Raw genomic sequence first — 15,209 nt, 5'->3', positions numbered from 1 at the left:
TTATGCCGTAATTATCCCAACGCCAATCGGAAGCCGGTCGATGAACCCGAGCTGGGATACGTTGGAACGCAGCCGCCGGGTGCGCCTGGAGCGCGCCGCGCCGTGGGCGCGCGGCCACCAGGTCGCGGCCGACGACGTGCGCGAACTGCTGCACGCGCTGCTCGAACCCGGCGACAAGGTCTGCCTGGAAGGCAACAACCAGAAGCAGGCGGACTTCCTCGCCCAGACCCTCGCCGACCTCGACCCCGCTCGCGTGCATGACCTGCACATGGTGCAGTCGGTGCTGTCCCTGCCCTCGCACCTGGATGTGTTCGAGCGCGGCATCGCCTCGAAACTGGACTTCTCCTTCTCCGGCCCGCAATCGGTGCGGCTGGCCAACCTGGTGGCCGAAGGGCGCATCCAGATCGGGGCCATCCACACCTACCTGGAACTGTTCGGCCGCTACTTCATCGACCTGACCCCGCGCGTAGCGCTGGTGGCCGCGCAGGCCGCCGACCGCCACGGCAACCTCTACACCGGCCCGAACACCGAAGACACGCCGGTGATCGTGGAAGCCACTGCATTCGGCGGCGGAATCGTCATTGCCCAGGTCAACGAGATCCTCGACACCCTCCCCCGCGTCGACATCCCGGCCGACTGGGTCAACTTCGTGGTGCAGGCGCCAACGCCGAACCATATCGAGCCGTTGTTCACCCGCGATCCGGCGCAGATCTCCGAGATCCAGGTGCTGATGGCGATGATGGCGATCAAGGGCATCTACGCCGAGTACGGCGTGAACCGCCTCAATCATGGCATCGGCTTCGATACCGCCGCGATCGAACTGCTGCTGCCCACCTACGCCGAATCGCTGGGGCTGAAGGGAAAGATCTGCCAGCACTGGGCGCTCAATCCGCATCCGGCGCTGATTCCGGCCATCGAATCGGGCTTCGTCAAGTCGGTGCATTCGTTCGGCTCGGAACTGGGCATGGAGCAGTACATCGCCGCGCGCGGCGATGTGTTCTTCACCGGTGCCGACGGTTCGATGCGCTCCAACCGCGCGTTCTCGCAGACCGCCGGCCTGTATGCCTGTGACATGTTCATCGGTTCGACCCTGCAGATCGACCTGCAGGGCAACAGCTCCACCGCCACGCGCGACCGCATCGCCGGCTTTGGTGGTGCGCCGAACATGGGTTCGGATGCACGCGGCCGCCGCCACGCCAGCGATGCCTGGATCAAGGCTGGCCGACAGGCGGCACGCCCCGGCGAAATGCCACGCGGACGCAAGCTGGTGGTGCAGATGGTGGAGACCTTCCGCGAACACATGGCGCCGGCCTTCGTCGAGCGCCTGGATGCCTGGGAGCTGGCCGAGCGCGCCGCCATGCCACTGCCACCGGTGATGATCTATGGCGACGATGTCAGCCATGTGCTCACCGAAGAGGGCATCGCCAATCTGCTGTTGTGCCGCACGCAGGAAGAACGCGAACAGGCCATCCGTGGCGTGGCCGGCTACACCGCCGTCGGCATGGGCCGGGACCGCGCGATGGTGGAAAACCTGCGTGACCGTGGCGTGATCCAGCGCCCGGACGACCTCGGCATCAACGTGCGCGATGCCAGCCGCGACCTGCTGGCCGCGCGCTCGGTGAAGGATCTGGTGCGCTGGTCCGGCGGGCTGTACGACCCACCCAAGCGCTTCCGCAACTGGTAAGGGACCGAGCATGGAAACCCTCGACTATCGATTCGAAGGCCGCACCCCGGTGCAGTTCGCGCGCGATGCGGTGCTGGTCGGCGTGCTGGCCTCGGGCAATCTGGAAATCCTGCTGGAGCCGGCCGCACTGGACGGCGCGATGACGGTGCGCATCGTCACCGCTGCGCGCGGCTTCGGCACCATCTGGCAGGCGGTGATCGCCGACTTCGCCCAGCGCCACCCGCTGCGCGACGTGCGCGTGTCGATCAACGACGCCGGCGCCACACCGGCGGTGGTCAGCCTGCGCCTGGACCAGGCGGTGGAAACCCTGCTCGCCGGGGGCACACCATGAGCCACATGCAGCGCCGCAGCTACTACGAAGCCGATGCACGCGAGCGCATTGCCGGGCTGGTCGATGCCGGTTCGTTCCGCGAATTCCTCGGCCCCGCGCGGCGGATGATGAGCCCGCATCTGGCCCAGCTCGAACAGCCGGCCGCGTTTGACGATGGCATCGTGGTCGGCCAGGCCCTGCTGCGCGGCAAGCGCGTGCTGCTGGCCGCGCAGCAGGGCCACTTCATGGGCGGCGGTGTCGGCGAAGTGCATGGTGCCAAGTTGACCGGCCTGCTGCGCCGCGCGGCGCAGACGCACCCGGAAGGCGTGCTGCTGCTGCTCGACACCGGTGGCGTACGTCTGCATGAAGCCAATGCCGGGTTGATCGCCATTTCCGAGATCATGCGCGCCACGCTCGATGCGCGCGCGGCGGGCGTGCCGGTCGTCGCCCTGATCGGCAGTGGCAATGGTGCGTTCGGTGGCATGGGCATCGTCGCCCGTTGCTGCAGCACGGTGATCATGTCCGAGGAAGGCCGGTTGTCGCTGTCCGGACCGGAAGTGATCGAGACGGTACGCGGCGTGGAGGAGTTCGACTCGCGCGACCGCGCGCTGGTGTGGCGGGTGACCGGCGGCAAGCACCGCTATCTGATCGACCAGGCCCAGGTGCTGGTGCCCGACGCCCTCGACGCCTTCGCCCACGCCGCTGCCGAGGCGCTGCACCCCGATGCCGACAGCGGCGACAGCGAGCGTTCGCTGCGTGCATTGCAGGCCCGGCATGCGGCATTGAAGGCCCGCGTTCAGGCCTGGGGCGATTGCCGCGACGCCGTGGAGATATGGGCCCGCCAGGGCATTGCCGAACCCGCGCGGCTGCCGCTGCTGGACACCGACGCCTTCCTTGCCGCCACCCGTGACCGGAGCCTGCCATGAACGCCGCGCTGCAGCCCCTGCTAGATGCCCTGTTCCCGCGCGGGCATGCCATCGCGGTGAGTGACTCGGTGCTGTCCGGCACGGCGACCACCGACGACGGCGAGGTGACGGTGATCGGCACCACCGACCGCATCGAGGTCGGTGTCGATCATGCATTGGCGCTGGCCGAATCGGTGCTGGCCAGCACCGCCGCGCATCCGCAGCGGCCGATCGTGATGCTGGCCGACACCGCAGGCCAGCGCCTGGCGCGCCGCGATGAACTGCTGGGCATCAACGGCTACTTCGGCCACCTCGCGCAGAGCATCGATCTGGCGCGTCGCCGTGGTGCGCGGCTGGTCACCCTGGTCTATGGCGAATCGGTCAGTGGTGGTTTCCTGTCCTTCGGCCTGATGGCCGACCACATCCATGCCCTGCCTGACGCACAGGTGCGGGTGATGGACCTGCGCGCGATGGCGCGGGTGACCAAGCAGCCGCTGGAAAAGCTGCAGGCGCTCAGCCAGAGCTCACCGGTATTCGCGCCGGGCGTGGCCAACTACGTGGCCATGGGCGCCGTGGAATCGCTGTGGGAAGGCGACCTGGCCCAGCATCTGCTGCAGGCCTTGCGCACGCCCAGCGAAGGCGACGTGCGCGCGGCGCTGGGTGTACAGCGTGGCGGTCGTGCGCTGGCGGCGGTTGTTGCCGATGCCGTGGCCCGCGGCGATGCCTGAGCGGCCCGCCCGCCACACGCTGGTCTGGCTGTCGGCCCACGCCGACTGGCGCGCCGACGTGGCCGCGCAGGAACCACGCCTCGCGGCCTGGTTCGCGCAGGGCCTGCCGGCGATGGTGGCGCGTCGTGCCGTGGATGATCCCGACCCGCGCCTGCGCCTGGGCGTACCGCTGCCGCCGAACGAAGGCAAACTGCGCCTGGCCCTGCGCGTACCGCTGCAGGATGTGCAGCGCCTGCAACTGCCGCCGACACTGGACGCGGTGCTCACCGCCGGTGTCCCGACCGACTGGCAGCAGGCACTGCACACCCTGGCGCGCATCGCACCGGCACGCGTGTTCGGTGCGTTCGCCTGGCAGCATCTGAGCCGATTGCCGTATGTGCATCCACGCTCGGACATCGATCTGTTGTGGCAGGTGCAGACCCGCACCCATGCCGACGCACTTGTCGCACACCTGAATGCCTGGGAGCACGAGCACGGCCGTCGCGTCGATGGCGAACTGGGCCTGCCTGATGGCGGCGCGGTGAACTGGCGCGAATATGCCGGCGACAGCCGCCAGGTGCTGATGAAGCGCCTGGATGGCGCGGCGCTGGAAAGCCGCGAGCACCTGTTCGTGGCAACCGGAGTGGCGGCGTGAGCGCCGTCGTCCAGCTCCGTCTGCCGCCCGGCGAACGTGCGTTCGACAGCGCGCGCCTGGGTCGCCTGGCCATCGCCAGCCTGCATGCCGAACTGGCACTGGCCCCCAAACCGGGGCTGGTCACGCCGTTCGATGCGGGCAGCCATGACGACATGGATGCCGGCACATTCCTGCGCAGCCTGTTCGCGCTGCGCCACTACTTCACCGCGATGGCGCACGCCGGTGCTGCCGACGCACCGTTCGCGCGGCTGCGCACGCACGGCCTCGCTGCCGAAACCGCGATGCTGCGCGCCACCAGCGGTATCAACACCCATCGCGGTGCAATCTTCAGCCTCGGCCTGCTGGTGGCCGCCGCCGCACGTTGCCGGCGCCAGCACGGCCACAGCGTGCCTGCCGCACAGGTGTGCCTCGGCGTACAGCACTGGGCCGACGATTTCGCCCGTGCTCCACTGGATGCACAGAGCCCGGGGCAGCGCGCACGAGTGCAGCATGGTGTGCCGGGCGTGCGCGAACAGGCGGCGGCCGGTTACCCGTTGCTGCGCGAACTGGCCGTGCCCACCTTGCGCGATGCCCTGAGCGCAGGGCTGCCGCGCGACGCGGCGCTGTGCCAGACCCTGATGCAGCTGGTCGCGCACATCGACGACCTCAACCTGCTGCACCGTGGCGGCATCGACGGCCTGCATTGGGCGCAGCAGCAGGCGCGTGGTTTTCTGGAAAGTGGCGGTGCCTTCGCACCGGGCTGGCAAGTGCGCCTGCACGGCATCGGTGAATGCTTCGTCGCGCGCCGCCTCAGCCCTGGCGGCAGTGCCGACCTGCTCGCCTGCAGCTGGTTCCTGCTGCAGCAGGAGGCCGCATGAGCCTGGCTCTGCTCTGTCCCGGGCAAGGCGCGCAGCATGCGGCGATGTTCGAGCGCGTGCGCGATCTGCCTGCCGCGCGCGACGTACTGGAGATTGCCAGCGCAGTGCTTGGACGCGACGTGTTCGCGGCGGCCGCTGATGAATCGCGCTTCGACAACGTGCTGGCGCAGCCATTGCTGTGTGCGGCCACCCTCGCGCACTGGCAGGGACTGCGCGAAGCGCTGCCTGCACCGGTGCTGGTGGCCGGCTACAGCGTCGGTGAACTGGCCGCGCATGCCGTCGCCGGCACCTTCAATGCGGACACCTGTCTGGCACTCGCCGCCCGGCGCGCGCAGCTGATGGACGCCGCCGGCCCCGCCGATGCCGGACTGCAGGCGGTGCTTGGGCTGGATCGCAGTGCACTGCACGCGCTCTGTGATGCGCACGGCACCTTCGTGGCGATTGCCAATGGCCATGATCATTTCATCGTTGGCGGTGCGCAGGCGCCCCTGCAGGCACTGGCCGACGCGGCACGCGCACAGGGCGCCGAAGTCCGCGTGCTGCCGGTGCATGTTCCCGCACACACACCGCTGCTGGCGGCGGCGGTCGCACCGTTTGCCGCCGCACTTGATGCTGCCCCGCTGCAGGCCCCGCGCCTGCCGCTGCTGGCCGCTATCGATGCACGACCCGTGCGTGATCGTGCGGCGACGGTGCACACCCTGTCGGCGCAGCTGGCACAGACCATCGAATGGGCGCAGGTGATGCGCCAGGCCTTCGAGCGTGGCGCGCGGGTATTCCTGCAGCTGGGCCCCGGCAACGCGTTGGCGCGCATGGTCGCGCCGGCTTATCCGTGCTGCGAAGTGCGCGCGGTGGAAGAGTTCCAGAGCCTTGAAGGCACCGCGGCCTGGGTCCGCAGCGCGCTGGAGCGGCTGCAGTAACGGGTTCGAGCAGTACGCATCACGCAACACGCCGTACGTCGCCTTACCCCGGGATGGCGGGTCTCCATCCGTGCTGTACGTGAGCCACGTGTCTGGGAGGGCGCATGAGTCCACAACTCGCAACGATCATCGGTCTGGTGGTCATGTTCATCGTCGCCACCGCTCTGCCGATCAACATGGGTGCGGTGGCCTTCGCGCTGGCGTTCATCATTGGCGGTGTCTGGGTCGGCATGGACGGCAAGGAGGTACTGGCCGGGTTCCCGGGCGACCTGTTCCTGACCCTGGTCGGCATCACCTACCTGTTCGCCATTGCGCAGAAGAACGGCACCATCGACCTGCTGGTGCACTGGGCGGTGCGCGCGGTGCGCGGCCACATCGTCGCCATCCCCTGGGTGATGTTCGTGGTCACCGCGGTACTCACCGCGTTCGGTGCGCTTGGCCCGGCCGCAGTGGCGATCATCGGCCCGGTCGCGCTGCGCTTCGCCAAGCAATACAACATCAACCCGCTGATGATGGGCCTGCTGGTGATCCATGGCGCACAGGCCGGCGGCTTTTCGCCAATCAGCGTGTACGGCAGCATCACTAATGGGGTCGTGCAGAAAGCCGGGCTGGAAGTAACTGAAATGGCGGTGTTCCTGACCAGCCTGGGCTTCAACTTCATGATGGCGACGATTTGCTTCTTCGCCTTCGGTGGCATCGCGCTGCTGCGTCGTGGCTCGATCACCGCGGCCGGAACGATCGGCAACGCCGGGCTTGCGATGGCCGGTAGCCCGCAGGCGTCGTCGCGGCAGTTCGCCATTGAAGGGCATGGCGCGCTGGTCGCTGCCGGTGGCGGCACGCTCAGCAACGATCCCGAGGCGCTGGAGGCGGTCGGCTTCACCCGCGAACGCCTGTTCACCCTGATCGGCCTGCTGGGGCTGGGCGTGGCCGCGCTGATCTACAACCTCAACGTCGGCCTGGTCTCGATCACCGTGGCCGTGGCGCTGGCGCTGCTGTCGCCGCGGAGCCAGAAGGGTGCGGTCGATGGCATCAGCTGGTCCACCGTGCTGCTGATCTGCGGCGTGGTGACCTACATCGGCGTGCTGGAGCATGCCGGCGCGGTGGACTTCATCGGCCATGGTGTTTCCAGCATCGGCATTCCGCTGCTGGGCGCACTGCTGGTCTGCTACGTCGGCGGCATCGTCTCCGCCTTCGCGTCCTCGGCCGCCGTGCTGGGCGCAACGATTCCGCTGGCCGTGCCGTTCCTGATGCAGGGCCACCTGGGCGCAGCCGGCGTGATCTGCGCGCTGGCGGTGTCGTCCACCATCGTTGACGTCAGCCCGTTCTCGACCAATGGCGCACTGGTGGTGGCCTCGGCCGCCAAGGAAGAGCGCGAGACCCTGTTCCGCCGCTTTCTGGTCTACAGCGGCCTGGTGGTGGCGCTGGGGCCGCTGCTGGCGTGGCTGGTGTTCGTGGTGCCGGGCTGGATGTAACTGCACAGGGGCGCCGGGGGCCGGCGCCTTTCCAGCGGGGTATGGCCGACGAGGTAGAGTCGACTGTTAGTCGACTGCTCTGCGTTCCGACGGCGAAAAACCCCGCGCTGCGCGCGAAAGTCGACTAACAGTCGACTCTACCCCGCCGCTCCCCCCGAGCCGTTCCCCCCTCGGTTTCCGCCCGCGTTACAGGTCCCACGCAGGGAGGCAGTACACTTTCCGCCATGGCCATCGCTCCTGCCCCGCGTTCACCGAAGAAGCGCGCCCCTCTGTATGAAGAGGTCGCCGAACACGTGCGCGAACGCATCTACGACTACCGCCTGCCACCGGGTGAGTGGATCGACGAGCCGGCCCTGTGCGAGGAACTGGGCATCAGCCGAACACCGCTGCGCGAGGCGCTGAAGCTGCTGGCCGCCGAAGGACTGGTGCAGATCGATGCGGGTCGTGGCGCGCGGGTCACCCGGCTCACCCTGGAAGACCTCAACCAGCTGTTCCCGGTGATGGCGATGCTGGAAGGCCGCTGCGCGCATGAGGCGGTCAGGCATATCGACGATGCCGGTGTGCAGCAGCTGGAGAACCTGCACGCGGCGATGGAGACGGCCGCCGCCGAGGGCAACATCGCCGAGTACTACCGCAACAACTACCTCATCCACGAAACCGTGCAGCACTATGCCGGCAATCCGTGGCTGATCCGCATCACCCACGACCTGCACCGCATCCTGAAGATGCACCGTGGCCGCCAGCTGCTGACCCCGGGGCGCACCGCGCAGTCGCTGGCCGAACACCGCGAGCTGATGGAGTGCTTCCGCAGGCGCGATGCCGCTGCGGCCGAACGCACCATGGAACGCCACCTGCTCAGCCAGGGCCAGGCGCTGGCCGCCTATGTAGCCGCCGGCGGCCTGTTGAACGTGCCGGCGCCGCTGCCCACCGAAGGTGGCGGCTGAGCGGGTGAGGTTGCCGGCCAGCGGCCGGCACTACCAGGACGTGACCTCGGCGGGGTATGCACCCAGGAACGTCCCATCCATCGCCGCCGTCGCCGCTGTCGCCGCTTCTGTAGAGTCGAGCTTGCTCGACTGCTTTTGTACAGGCGGTCGAGCAAGCTCGACGCTACGCCGCCCTCACCCCTCCCCGCGGCTGCCCGAGCGGCGGCTGAGCGGGTGAGGTTGCCGGCCAGCGGCCGGCACTACCGGGACGTGACCTCGGCGGGGTAGTGCCGGCCGCTGGCCGGCAACCAGGAAGGTCCCATCAATCGCCGTCCCCGCCGCCGCCCGAGCCATCGGCCGTGGCCACCACCATGCACAGGATCGCGCCGACCAGCGGCAGCAGCCAGACCAGCAGCAGCTGCACCGCCCGGCCCCCTGCCGACAGGCCCTCGCGCTGGACGATCACCACCGTGGCTACCACGTTCAGGCCCAGCACCAGCAGGGCCAGCAGAAGGGTCACGATCAGCATGCGGCGGACTCCGGGCCTGGACGGGGGGCATTATGGCCTGCGGCCCCGGCAATGGCCGTGCCTGTCATGAAGATGGGACAATGTAGGGCGCGCCGGCCTGCCTGCGGGCCGCCGGCGCCCCCCGCACCACACGGAAGAAGAAGAACAACAACATGCTGAAAGTCATTTTCGATACCGACCCGGGCGTCGACGACGCCCTGGCCCTGCTGTACCTGCACAAGCACGCCCAGATCGACCTGATCGGCGTCACCACCACCTTCGGCAACGCCTCGGTGGAGTCGACCACCCACAATGCGCTGTACCTGAAGCAGGCCTGGGGCTTTGCCGCCCCGGTCGCGCGCGGCGCCGCTGGCCCGCTGCAGCCGGAAGCCACCCCGGAAGCCTGGCCGGTGCACATCCACGGCCACAACGGCCTGGGCAACCACCCGGTGCCGGCACAGCTGGATGTGGCCGCCGACGCCCGCCCGGCGCATCAGCTGATCATCGATCTGGTCCGTGCCCACCCGGGCGAAGTGACCCTGGTCGCGGTCGGCCGCATGACCAACCTGGCCCTGGCCCTGCAGCAGGCCCCGGACATCGCCGGCCTGGTGCGCGGCGTGGTGCTCATGGGCGGCGCCTTCCACGTCAACGGCAACATCACTCCGGCCGCCGAGGCCAACATCTGGGGCGACGCCGAAGCGGCCGACGTGGTGTTCACCACCGACTGGCCGGTCACCGCGATCGGCCTGGACGTAACCACCCGCGTGGAAATGAACCGCGATGGCCTGGACACGCTGGCCGCCCTCGGCGGCGCCGATGCCGAGCTGGTGCGGGCGTTGTCGCAGGACTACGTGGACTTCTACCTGCAGGCGGGCCACAAGGGCATGGTGGTGCACGACTGCTGCGCCTGCATCGCGCTGACCCGCCCGGAACTGTTCCAGTTCGAGCGCGCCAGCGTGCGCGTGGCCACCGACGGCGTTGCCCGTGGCATGACCATTCCCAAGCCGGAAGGCATGGGTTTCGGCCCCAGCGTGTGGGATGGACATGTGCTGCAGTCCATCGCCATCGGCGTGGATGCGGCCGCGGTACTGGCCGACATCGAGCAGACCCTGAAGGTCTGATCGGCTAGCGCTTGACCCTGCCCGGGGCCGTCTCGGGCAGGGTCCACAGCACCGGCAGCACCAGCACCGCCACCAGCGCGATCATCGCGCCCGGCGCCGCCGCCCAGCCGCTGCGTTCCACCCACCATTGCGCCAGCCACGGTGTCGCGCCACCGAACACCGCCGTGGCCATGGTCACGCCCAATGCCAACCCGCTGACCCGGCCTTCGCCTGGGAACTGTTCGGCGGTAGCCGGGGCCGCCACCGCACTCACGCCACCGGCCACGCAGGCCAGCAGCACTGCGGCCAGCACGATGCCCCACGCCGAGGCCTGCGCCATCCACGCAAACAGCGACAGCGGCAGCAGGGCCGCCAGCAGCGTCAGGCCCAGCAGCATCGGCCGACGGCCGACGCGATCCGACAATGCGCCGCACAGCGGGGTGATCGCGATCACAGCGACCGCCGCGATCGTCGACAGCCACAACGCATCGCCCTCGTCGTGCCCTCGCGCATGCAGGAACGCTGGCACGTAGGTGATGCCCACGTAATAGGTGATCGAACCCAGTGCGGAGATCGCGAAGGTGCGCGCCACCGCTCCTGGATGGTTGCGCAGCACATGGCGCAGCGGTGTGGCCGGAATGCTGCCGTCGCGGCGCTGCCGCTCGAATTCGGGTGATTCGCGCATGCCCGAGCGTGCGACCAGGATCACCAGTGCCAGTGCGGCACCGACGAAGAACGGAATGCGCCAGCCCCAGCTGTCCAGCTGCGGCGTGGGCAGCAGCGCAACCGTGAGCGCGGAGATCGCCACCGCCAGCAGCGCACCCACTTCACTGGCCGCCGAGGCCAGCGAGGTCACCAGGCCCCGTCGCCGCAGCGGTGCGCTTTCCAGCAGGTAGGCCACCACGCCGGTGTATTCGCCACCCACCGAGAACGCCATCACGCAGCGCAGGACCAGCATCAGTACGCCGGCGGTGGTGCCTGCGGTGGCGGCGGTCGGCAGCAGTGCGGTGGCCAGCATCGCCGCGGCCATCAATGCCATCGAGGCCAGCAGCATCCAGCGCCGACCGAGGCGATCACCGAGGTGACCGAAGCACAGCGCGCCCAACGGACGCATCAGATAGGACACCGCGAAGCCGGCCAGGGTGACCAGCAAGGCCTGCTCGCCGCCGCCGAAGAACACCCGCGACAGCACCGTGGCGAAATACAGGTACAGGGTGAAGTCGTACCACTCCACCACCGTGGACAGGCCCGCCACCCACATCGAGCGCTGCCGTGCTGCAGTCATTGCATGTGTTCCTTCATCGCCGCAGCGTGCCACGCACGAAGTGACGACGCGGTGCACCAACTACGGGGTCAGATCCCTTTGCCGTTGGCAAAGGGATCTGACCCCGCTCATTACCCCGGCAGCTGCAGTTCCGCCCGCAAGCCGCCGCCCTCGCGATTGCGCAGCTGCAGCGAGCCGCCCAGCGACTGCGCCAGCTGCACCGCGATGGCCAGGCCCAGGCCGGTGCCGCCGGTATCGCGGTTGCGCGAGCTCTCCAGCCGATGGAATGGCGCCAGCACGGCCTGCAGCTGGTCCTCCGGGATGCCGGGGCCGCGGTCGGACACGCTGATCCACGGCCGGCCTGCTGCATCACGACCCGCCTCGATCTCGGCACTGCCGGCATAGCGCAATGCGTTGTCGACCAGATTGCCGACCACCCGCCGCAGCGGCTGCGGCCAGGTCTGCACGGTCAGGCCCGCAGGTGCGCCGCCACTGACCGCCTTGCCCATGTCTTCATAGTCGCCCACCACGCTGGCCAGGAACGCGCCAAGATCCATCGCCACCGGCGCGCCACTGGCCACATGGCTGCTGCGCGCATAGGCCACGCCTTCGCGCACCAGTTGCCCCAGGTGATCCAGGTCATCCAGCAGGCGCTGCTGGGTGGCATTTTCGGGCAGCGTTTCCACCCGCAGCTTCATGCGCGTGATCGGCGTCTGCAGATCGTGCGAGATGGCAGCCAGAATCTGCAGCCGCTCGCTGACATGGCCACGGATGCGTGCATGCAGTGCATTGAGCGCGGCTGCGGCCGTACCCACTTCGGCGGGGCCGTCTTCGGGCAGCATCGGTGCGTCCTTGCCGGGTTGCAGCTGCTCGACGGCGTGCGAGAGCTGCCGCAACGGGCGCAATGCCAGCCGCACCGCCAGCCATGCGCAGACCAGCAGCAACGCCAGCTGCACCAGCAGCACGGCCGGCAGCCATCGCGCCAACGGCAGGCCCGAGGGTGTGACTTCGATGGTCAGCGGTGAACCGTCACGCAGTCGCAGCTCCACTTCGAAACGTTCCGGCAGGCGTGCCACCTGGCGCGCCTGCAACCGATAGCGATGCTCCAGGCTGTCATCGATAATGGCGGTGACCTGCCGCGCGCGCTCGGTTTCCAGCGCGGGCCCCGCCTGTGCCGGGCGCAACAGGTAGCGGTAGGTACGCCGCTCCAGCCGCGGCACCCAGGCCTGGCGCTGGTCGGCCGGCAGGTGCTCGAGCAGGGCCACGCTTACTGCCACGTCCTCGTCCAGATTGCGCAGCATCATGCTGCGGGTGGACTGGTAGCGTTCGTAGAACAACAGACCGAAGGACAGCGCATGGGCCAGGATCAACCCGCCCAGCAGCACCAGCAGCAGGCGCGCCGACAGCGTGCGCGGCCACGGCAGGCGGCGCGCGCGGGCGTTCATTCCTGCGGCCCCAGCAACTGCACCGGCACGCTGAACACATAGCCTTCGCTGCGCACGGTCTTGATGTAGGTGGGCTCACGCGCATCATCGCCCAGGCGCTGGCGAACGCGGCTGACCAGCAGATCGATGGAACGATCAAACAGTTCCGCATCGCGGCCCTGGGTAAGGCTGAGCAGCTGGTCGCGGCTGAGCACGCGGTTGGCGTGGTCGAGGAACACGCGCAGCAGGCGGAACTCGGCACCGCTGAGCGGATAGGCGGTGTCCTGCGCATCCAGCAGATGGCGCGCGGTGGTATCCAGCCGCCAGTCGCCAAAGGCCAGCTGACGCCCGGCTTCGCTCACCTGCAGGTTCGGTGGCAGCATCTGCGTGCGTCGGATCACCGCATTGATGCGTGCCAGCAGTTCGCGCGAAGAGAACGGCTTGGTCACGTAGTCGTCGGCACCCATTTCAAGACCGATGATGCGGTCGGTTTCGTCATCGCGGGCGGTCAGCAGCACCACCGGCACCGCACGGTGCTTGCCGGCACGCAGGTTGCGGCACAGGCTGAGGCCGTCTTCGCCGGGCATCATCACGTCCAGCACCACCAGATCCACCGCGTGAGTGTCCATCAGCGCGCGCATCGCACGCCCACCATCGGCCTGGCTCACGCGCAGGCCGTTGCGTTGCAGGTAGTCGGCCAGCATCTGGCGGATCTCGCTGTCATCGTCGACGACAAGGATGTGCGGTACGTGGTTCATTGCGTTCTCGATGAAGACGGAGGTCAAGGCCGCGCGGCGCGGCCATGGTAGCGCGGCTCAGGGGCTGGCCAGCAGGCGCTGGATCTCGCTTTCGGTACGTGCGTAGTCGCCCTCACCATAGTGGCGGTAGACCACCCTGCCCTGCCGGTCGAGCAGGTACAGCGCCGGCCAGAAGCGGTTGCCCCATGCGTTCCAGATCCGGTACTGGTTGTCCTGCACCACCGGCCAGGTGATATCCAGGCGACGGATCGCGTGGCGCACGTTGCCCTGCAGTCCCTCGTAGGCGAACTCGGGCGTATGCACGCCCACCACGCGCAGGCCCTTCGGCGCATAGCGTGCGTGCCACTGGTGCACATACGGCGCCACGTTCAAGCAGTTGCTGCAGCCATAGGTCCAGAACTCGACCAGCACCACCTGCCCGCGCAACTGTTCCAGGCGCAGCGGCGGGCTGTTGTGCCACGGGCCGCCGCCATCGAAACCGGCAGCCGCCACCGGTTCGGCCGGCTGCGCATCGGCCTGCGGGCTGGGCCAGACCAGCAGCAGTGCAGCCCCCCCGGTCAGAGCCAGCAGCAACGGCAACGCATACGCGCGCAGGGTGACCATCACTCAGCCCCCCTGCTCGGCCAGCGGCAGTTCGGCCGGCTTCACGCCTGCGGCTTCCAGAATGCTGTCAGCCACCTGGGCCGGATGCGAGAGCAACGATACGTGGCTGCTGCCGATCGATTGCAGCTGCGCGCCAATGCGCCTTGCGGTGGCGGCCTGCAGCTGCGGCGACAGCATGCGATCGTCACGGCTGAGCACATACCAGCTCGGCTTGCTGCGCCAGGCCGCAGAGGTCACGGCTTCGCCGAGTGCGCTGGCCTTCAGTGGCACCTGCGTGCTGTACAGCAGCGCTGCGGTTTTCTTCATCACATCCGGCGCGAAATCCTCGGCGATGGCAGCGGCCGGCAGGCTCAGGTAGCCGTCGCGGTCCTGCAGGCGGGTCAGGCCCGGGCCCACCGGGAAACCCTCGCCCTGCTGCGCCGATGACTGGCCCACGTCCGGTGCGAACGCGGCCACGTACACCAGTGCCTGCACTTTGGGGTCGTTGCCTGCTTCGGTGATGACCGTGCCACCCCAGCTGTGGCCGACCAGCACCACCTTGCCGGGCGCAGCAGCGATCGCGCGACGGGTCGCAGCCACATCGTCGGACAGCGAGGTCAGCGGGTTCTGCACCGCCACTGCCGGCACCTTCCAGTCGTGCAGCGTGGTGATGACCTTGTTCCAGCTGGAGCCATCGGCGAAGGCGCCGTGGACCAGGATGACGGTGGGCGGCGCGCTGGCGTTGGTCTGTGCGGCGAAGGCGGGGGTCGCGGCGCCGGCAAGGGCGATGGCAGCGGCGAGCAGCGTGATGCGGATCATAGGTGGCACTCCGGTGTAGGGAGTGGCCATTTCCGCCTGCGGGTGTATCGGTGCTGTTTCGCGGTGGGGCCGAGTTGTACCGGACTGTAGGGCGGCGGCGGGTTCCTACAGTTGGATACATTCGGCCGCCGGGCATCGCCCGGCGCTACCGGGTGGAGAAGGTTCCCCGCATGCACGCGCGAGGAGACCCCGGCTGCGGTAGCGCCGGGCGATGCCCGGCGAACGCCCGACGCGGCGTCTTTGTAACGGACTGTACGAAACCCCCGACGCGGCCACAGTCGCTGACAAAACCCCGGGCAACAGCACACGTTGCCGATACCTGCG

The 15,209-nt window shown here is 68.7% G+C and carries 15 protein-coding genes and 1 pseudogene; 10 read left to right on the top strand and 6 right to left on the bottom strand.

Annotated elements, in window-relative coordinates; genetic code table 11:
* Positions 1-40 precede the first annotated feature (40 nt).
* The 9 genes from mdcA (at position 41) to C9412_RS02545 (ending at position 8,451) form a co-directional block, all read left to right on the top strand.
* Positions 41-1,684: a malonate decarboxylase subunit alpha gene (mdcA, locus tag C9412_RS02585; protein ID WP_107230183.1), complete on the top strand. Its 1,644-nt coding sequence runs from the start codon at positions 41-43 to the stop codon at positions 1,682-1,684.
* Between the two features lie 10 nt (positions 1,685-1,694).
* Positions 1,695-2,015 carry a malonate decarboxylase acyl carrier protein gene (gene mdcC, locus C9412_RS02580; protein ID WP_107230182.1) on the top strand — a complete coding sequence of 107 codons (321 nt, stop codon included), beginning with the start codon at positions 1,695-1,697 and terminating at the stop codon, positions 2,013-2,015.
* Entirely contained in the window at positions 2,012-2,920 is a 909-nt protein-coding gene (locus C9412_RS02575) for a biotin-independent malonate decarboxylase subunit beta (protein ID WP_107230181.1), read from the top strand. The genes mdcC and C9412_RS02575 overlap by 4 nt, the downstream gene beginning before the upstream one ends.
* On the top strand, positions 2,917-3,627 hold the full coding sequence (gene mdcE / locus C9412_RS02570) for a biotin-independent malonate decarboxylase subunit gamma (RefSeq protein WP_107230180.1): 711 nt from the start codon (positions 2,917-2,919) through the stop codon (positions 3,625-3,627). The genes C9412_RS02575 and mdcE overlap by 4 nt, the downstream gene beginning before the upstream one ends.
* Positions 3,620-4,261: a malonate decarboxylase holo-[acyl-carrier-protein] synthase gene (mdcG, locus tag C9412_RS02565; RefSeq protein WP_107230425.1), complete on the top strand. Its 642-nt coding sequence runs from the start codon at positions 3,620-3,622 to the stop codon at positions 4,259-4,261. The genes mdcE and mdcG overlap by 8 nt, the downstream gene beginning before the upstream one ends.
* A complete protein-coding gene (gene mdcB / locus C9412_RS02560) occupies positions 4,258-5,118 on the top strand; it encodes a triphosphoribosyl-dephospho-CoA synthase MdcB (RefSeq protein WP_107230179.1) in 861 nt (286 codons plus the stop codon). Before mdcG ends, mdcB begins: the two co-directional genes overlap by 4 nt.
* On the top strand, positions 5,115-6,035 hold the full coding sequence (gene mdcH / locus C9412_RS02555) for a malonate decarboxylase subunit epsilon (protein ID WP_107230178.1): 921 nt from the start codon (positions 5,115-5,117) through the stop codon (positions 6,033-6,035). Before mdcB ends, mdcH begins: the two co-directional genes overlap by 4 nt.
* Before the next feature lie 104 nt (positions 6,036-6,139).
* The gene (locus tag C9412_RS02550; RefSeq protein ID WP_107230177.1) at positions 6,140-7,507 is read left to right on the top strand and encodes an SLC13 family permease; all 1,368 of its coding nucleotides are present in this window, start codon (positions 6,140-6,142) and stop codon (positions 7,505-7,507) included.
* Between the two features lie 224 nt (positions 7,508-7,731).
* Entirely contained in the window at positions 7,732-8,451 is a 720-nt protein-coding gene (locus C9412_RS02545) for a GntR family transcriptional regulator (RefSeq protein ID WP_107230176.1), read from the top strand.
* Positions 8,452-8,773: 322 nt separating this feature from the next.
* Here the strand turns inward: C9412_RS02545 and C9412_RS02540 are convergent.
* A pseudogene (locus tag C9412_RS02540) lies at positions 8,774-8,959 on the bottom strand (hypothetical protein); the annotation flags it as partial.
* Between the two features lie 152 nt (positions 8,960-9,111).
* On the opposite strand from C9412_RS02540, the gene C9412_RS02535 reads away from it, so the two are divergent.
* On the top strand, positions 9,112-10,059 hold the full coding sequence (locus C9412_RS02535; RefSeq protein ID WP_107230175.1) for a nucleoside hydrolase: 948 nt from the start codon (positions 9,112-9,114) through the stop codon (positions 10,057-10,059).
* A gap of 4 nt (positions 10,060-10,063) precedes the next feature.
* Here the strand turns inward: C9412_RS02535 and C9412_RS02530 are convergent, their stop codons facing one another.
* The 5 genes from C9412_RS02530 to C9412_RS02510 form a co-directional block, all read right to left on the bottom strand.
* Complete coding sequence (locus tag C9412_RS02530) at positions 10,064-11,323, bottom strand: MFS transporter (protein ID WP_107230174.1); 1,260 nt, start codon at positions 11,321-11,323, stop codon at positions 10,064-10,066.
* Between the two features lie 110 nt (positions 11,324-11,433).
* Positions 11,434-12,747 carry a HAMP domain-containing sensor histidine kinase gene (locus tag C9412_RS02525; RefSeq protein ID WP_107230173.1) on the bottom strand — a complete coding sequence of 438 codons (1,314 nt, stop codon included), beginning with the start codon at positions 12,745-12,747 and terminating at the stop codon, positions 11,434-11,436.
* Positions 12,744-13,484: a response regulator transcription factor gene (locus C9412_RS02520; protein ID WP_107230172.1), complete on the bottom strand. Its 741-nt coding sequence runs from the start codon at positions 13,482-13,484 to the stop codon at positions 12,744-12,746. Before C9412_RS02520 ends, C9412_RS02525 begins: the two co-directional genes overlap by 4 nt.
* 57 nt (positions 13,485-13,541) lie before the next feature.
* Positions 13,542-14,087, bottom strand: coding sequence for a redoxin family protein (locus tag C9412_RS02515; RefSeq protein ID WP_107230424.1), 546 nt, complete (start codon positions 14,085-14,087; stop codon positions 13,542-13,544).
* Between the two features lie 3 nt (positions 14,088-14,090).
* Positions 14,091-14,885 carry an alpha/beta hydrolase gene (locus C9412_RS02510; RefSeq protein ID WP_107230171.1) on the bottom strand — a complete coding sequence of 265 codons (795 nt, stop codon included), beginning with the start codon at positions 14,883-14,885 and terminating at the stop codon, positions 14,091-14,093.
* Positions 14,886-15,209: the final 324 nt, after the last annotated feature.

The sequence above is a fragment of the Stenotrophomonas sp. Nf1 genome, assembly GCF_003028475.1.
GTDB lineage: Bacteria > Pseudomonadota > Gammaproteobacteria > Xanthomonadales > Xanthomonadaceae > Stenotrophomonas.
Note: the sequence above shows the minus strand (reverse complement) of the source record. Positions and strands in the feature narration are given on the sequence as shown.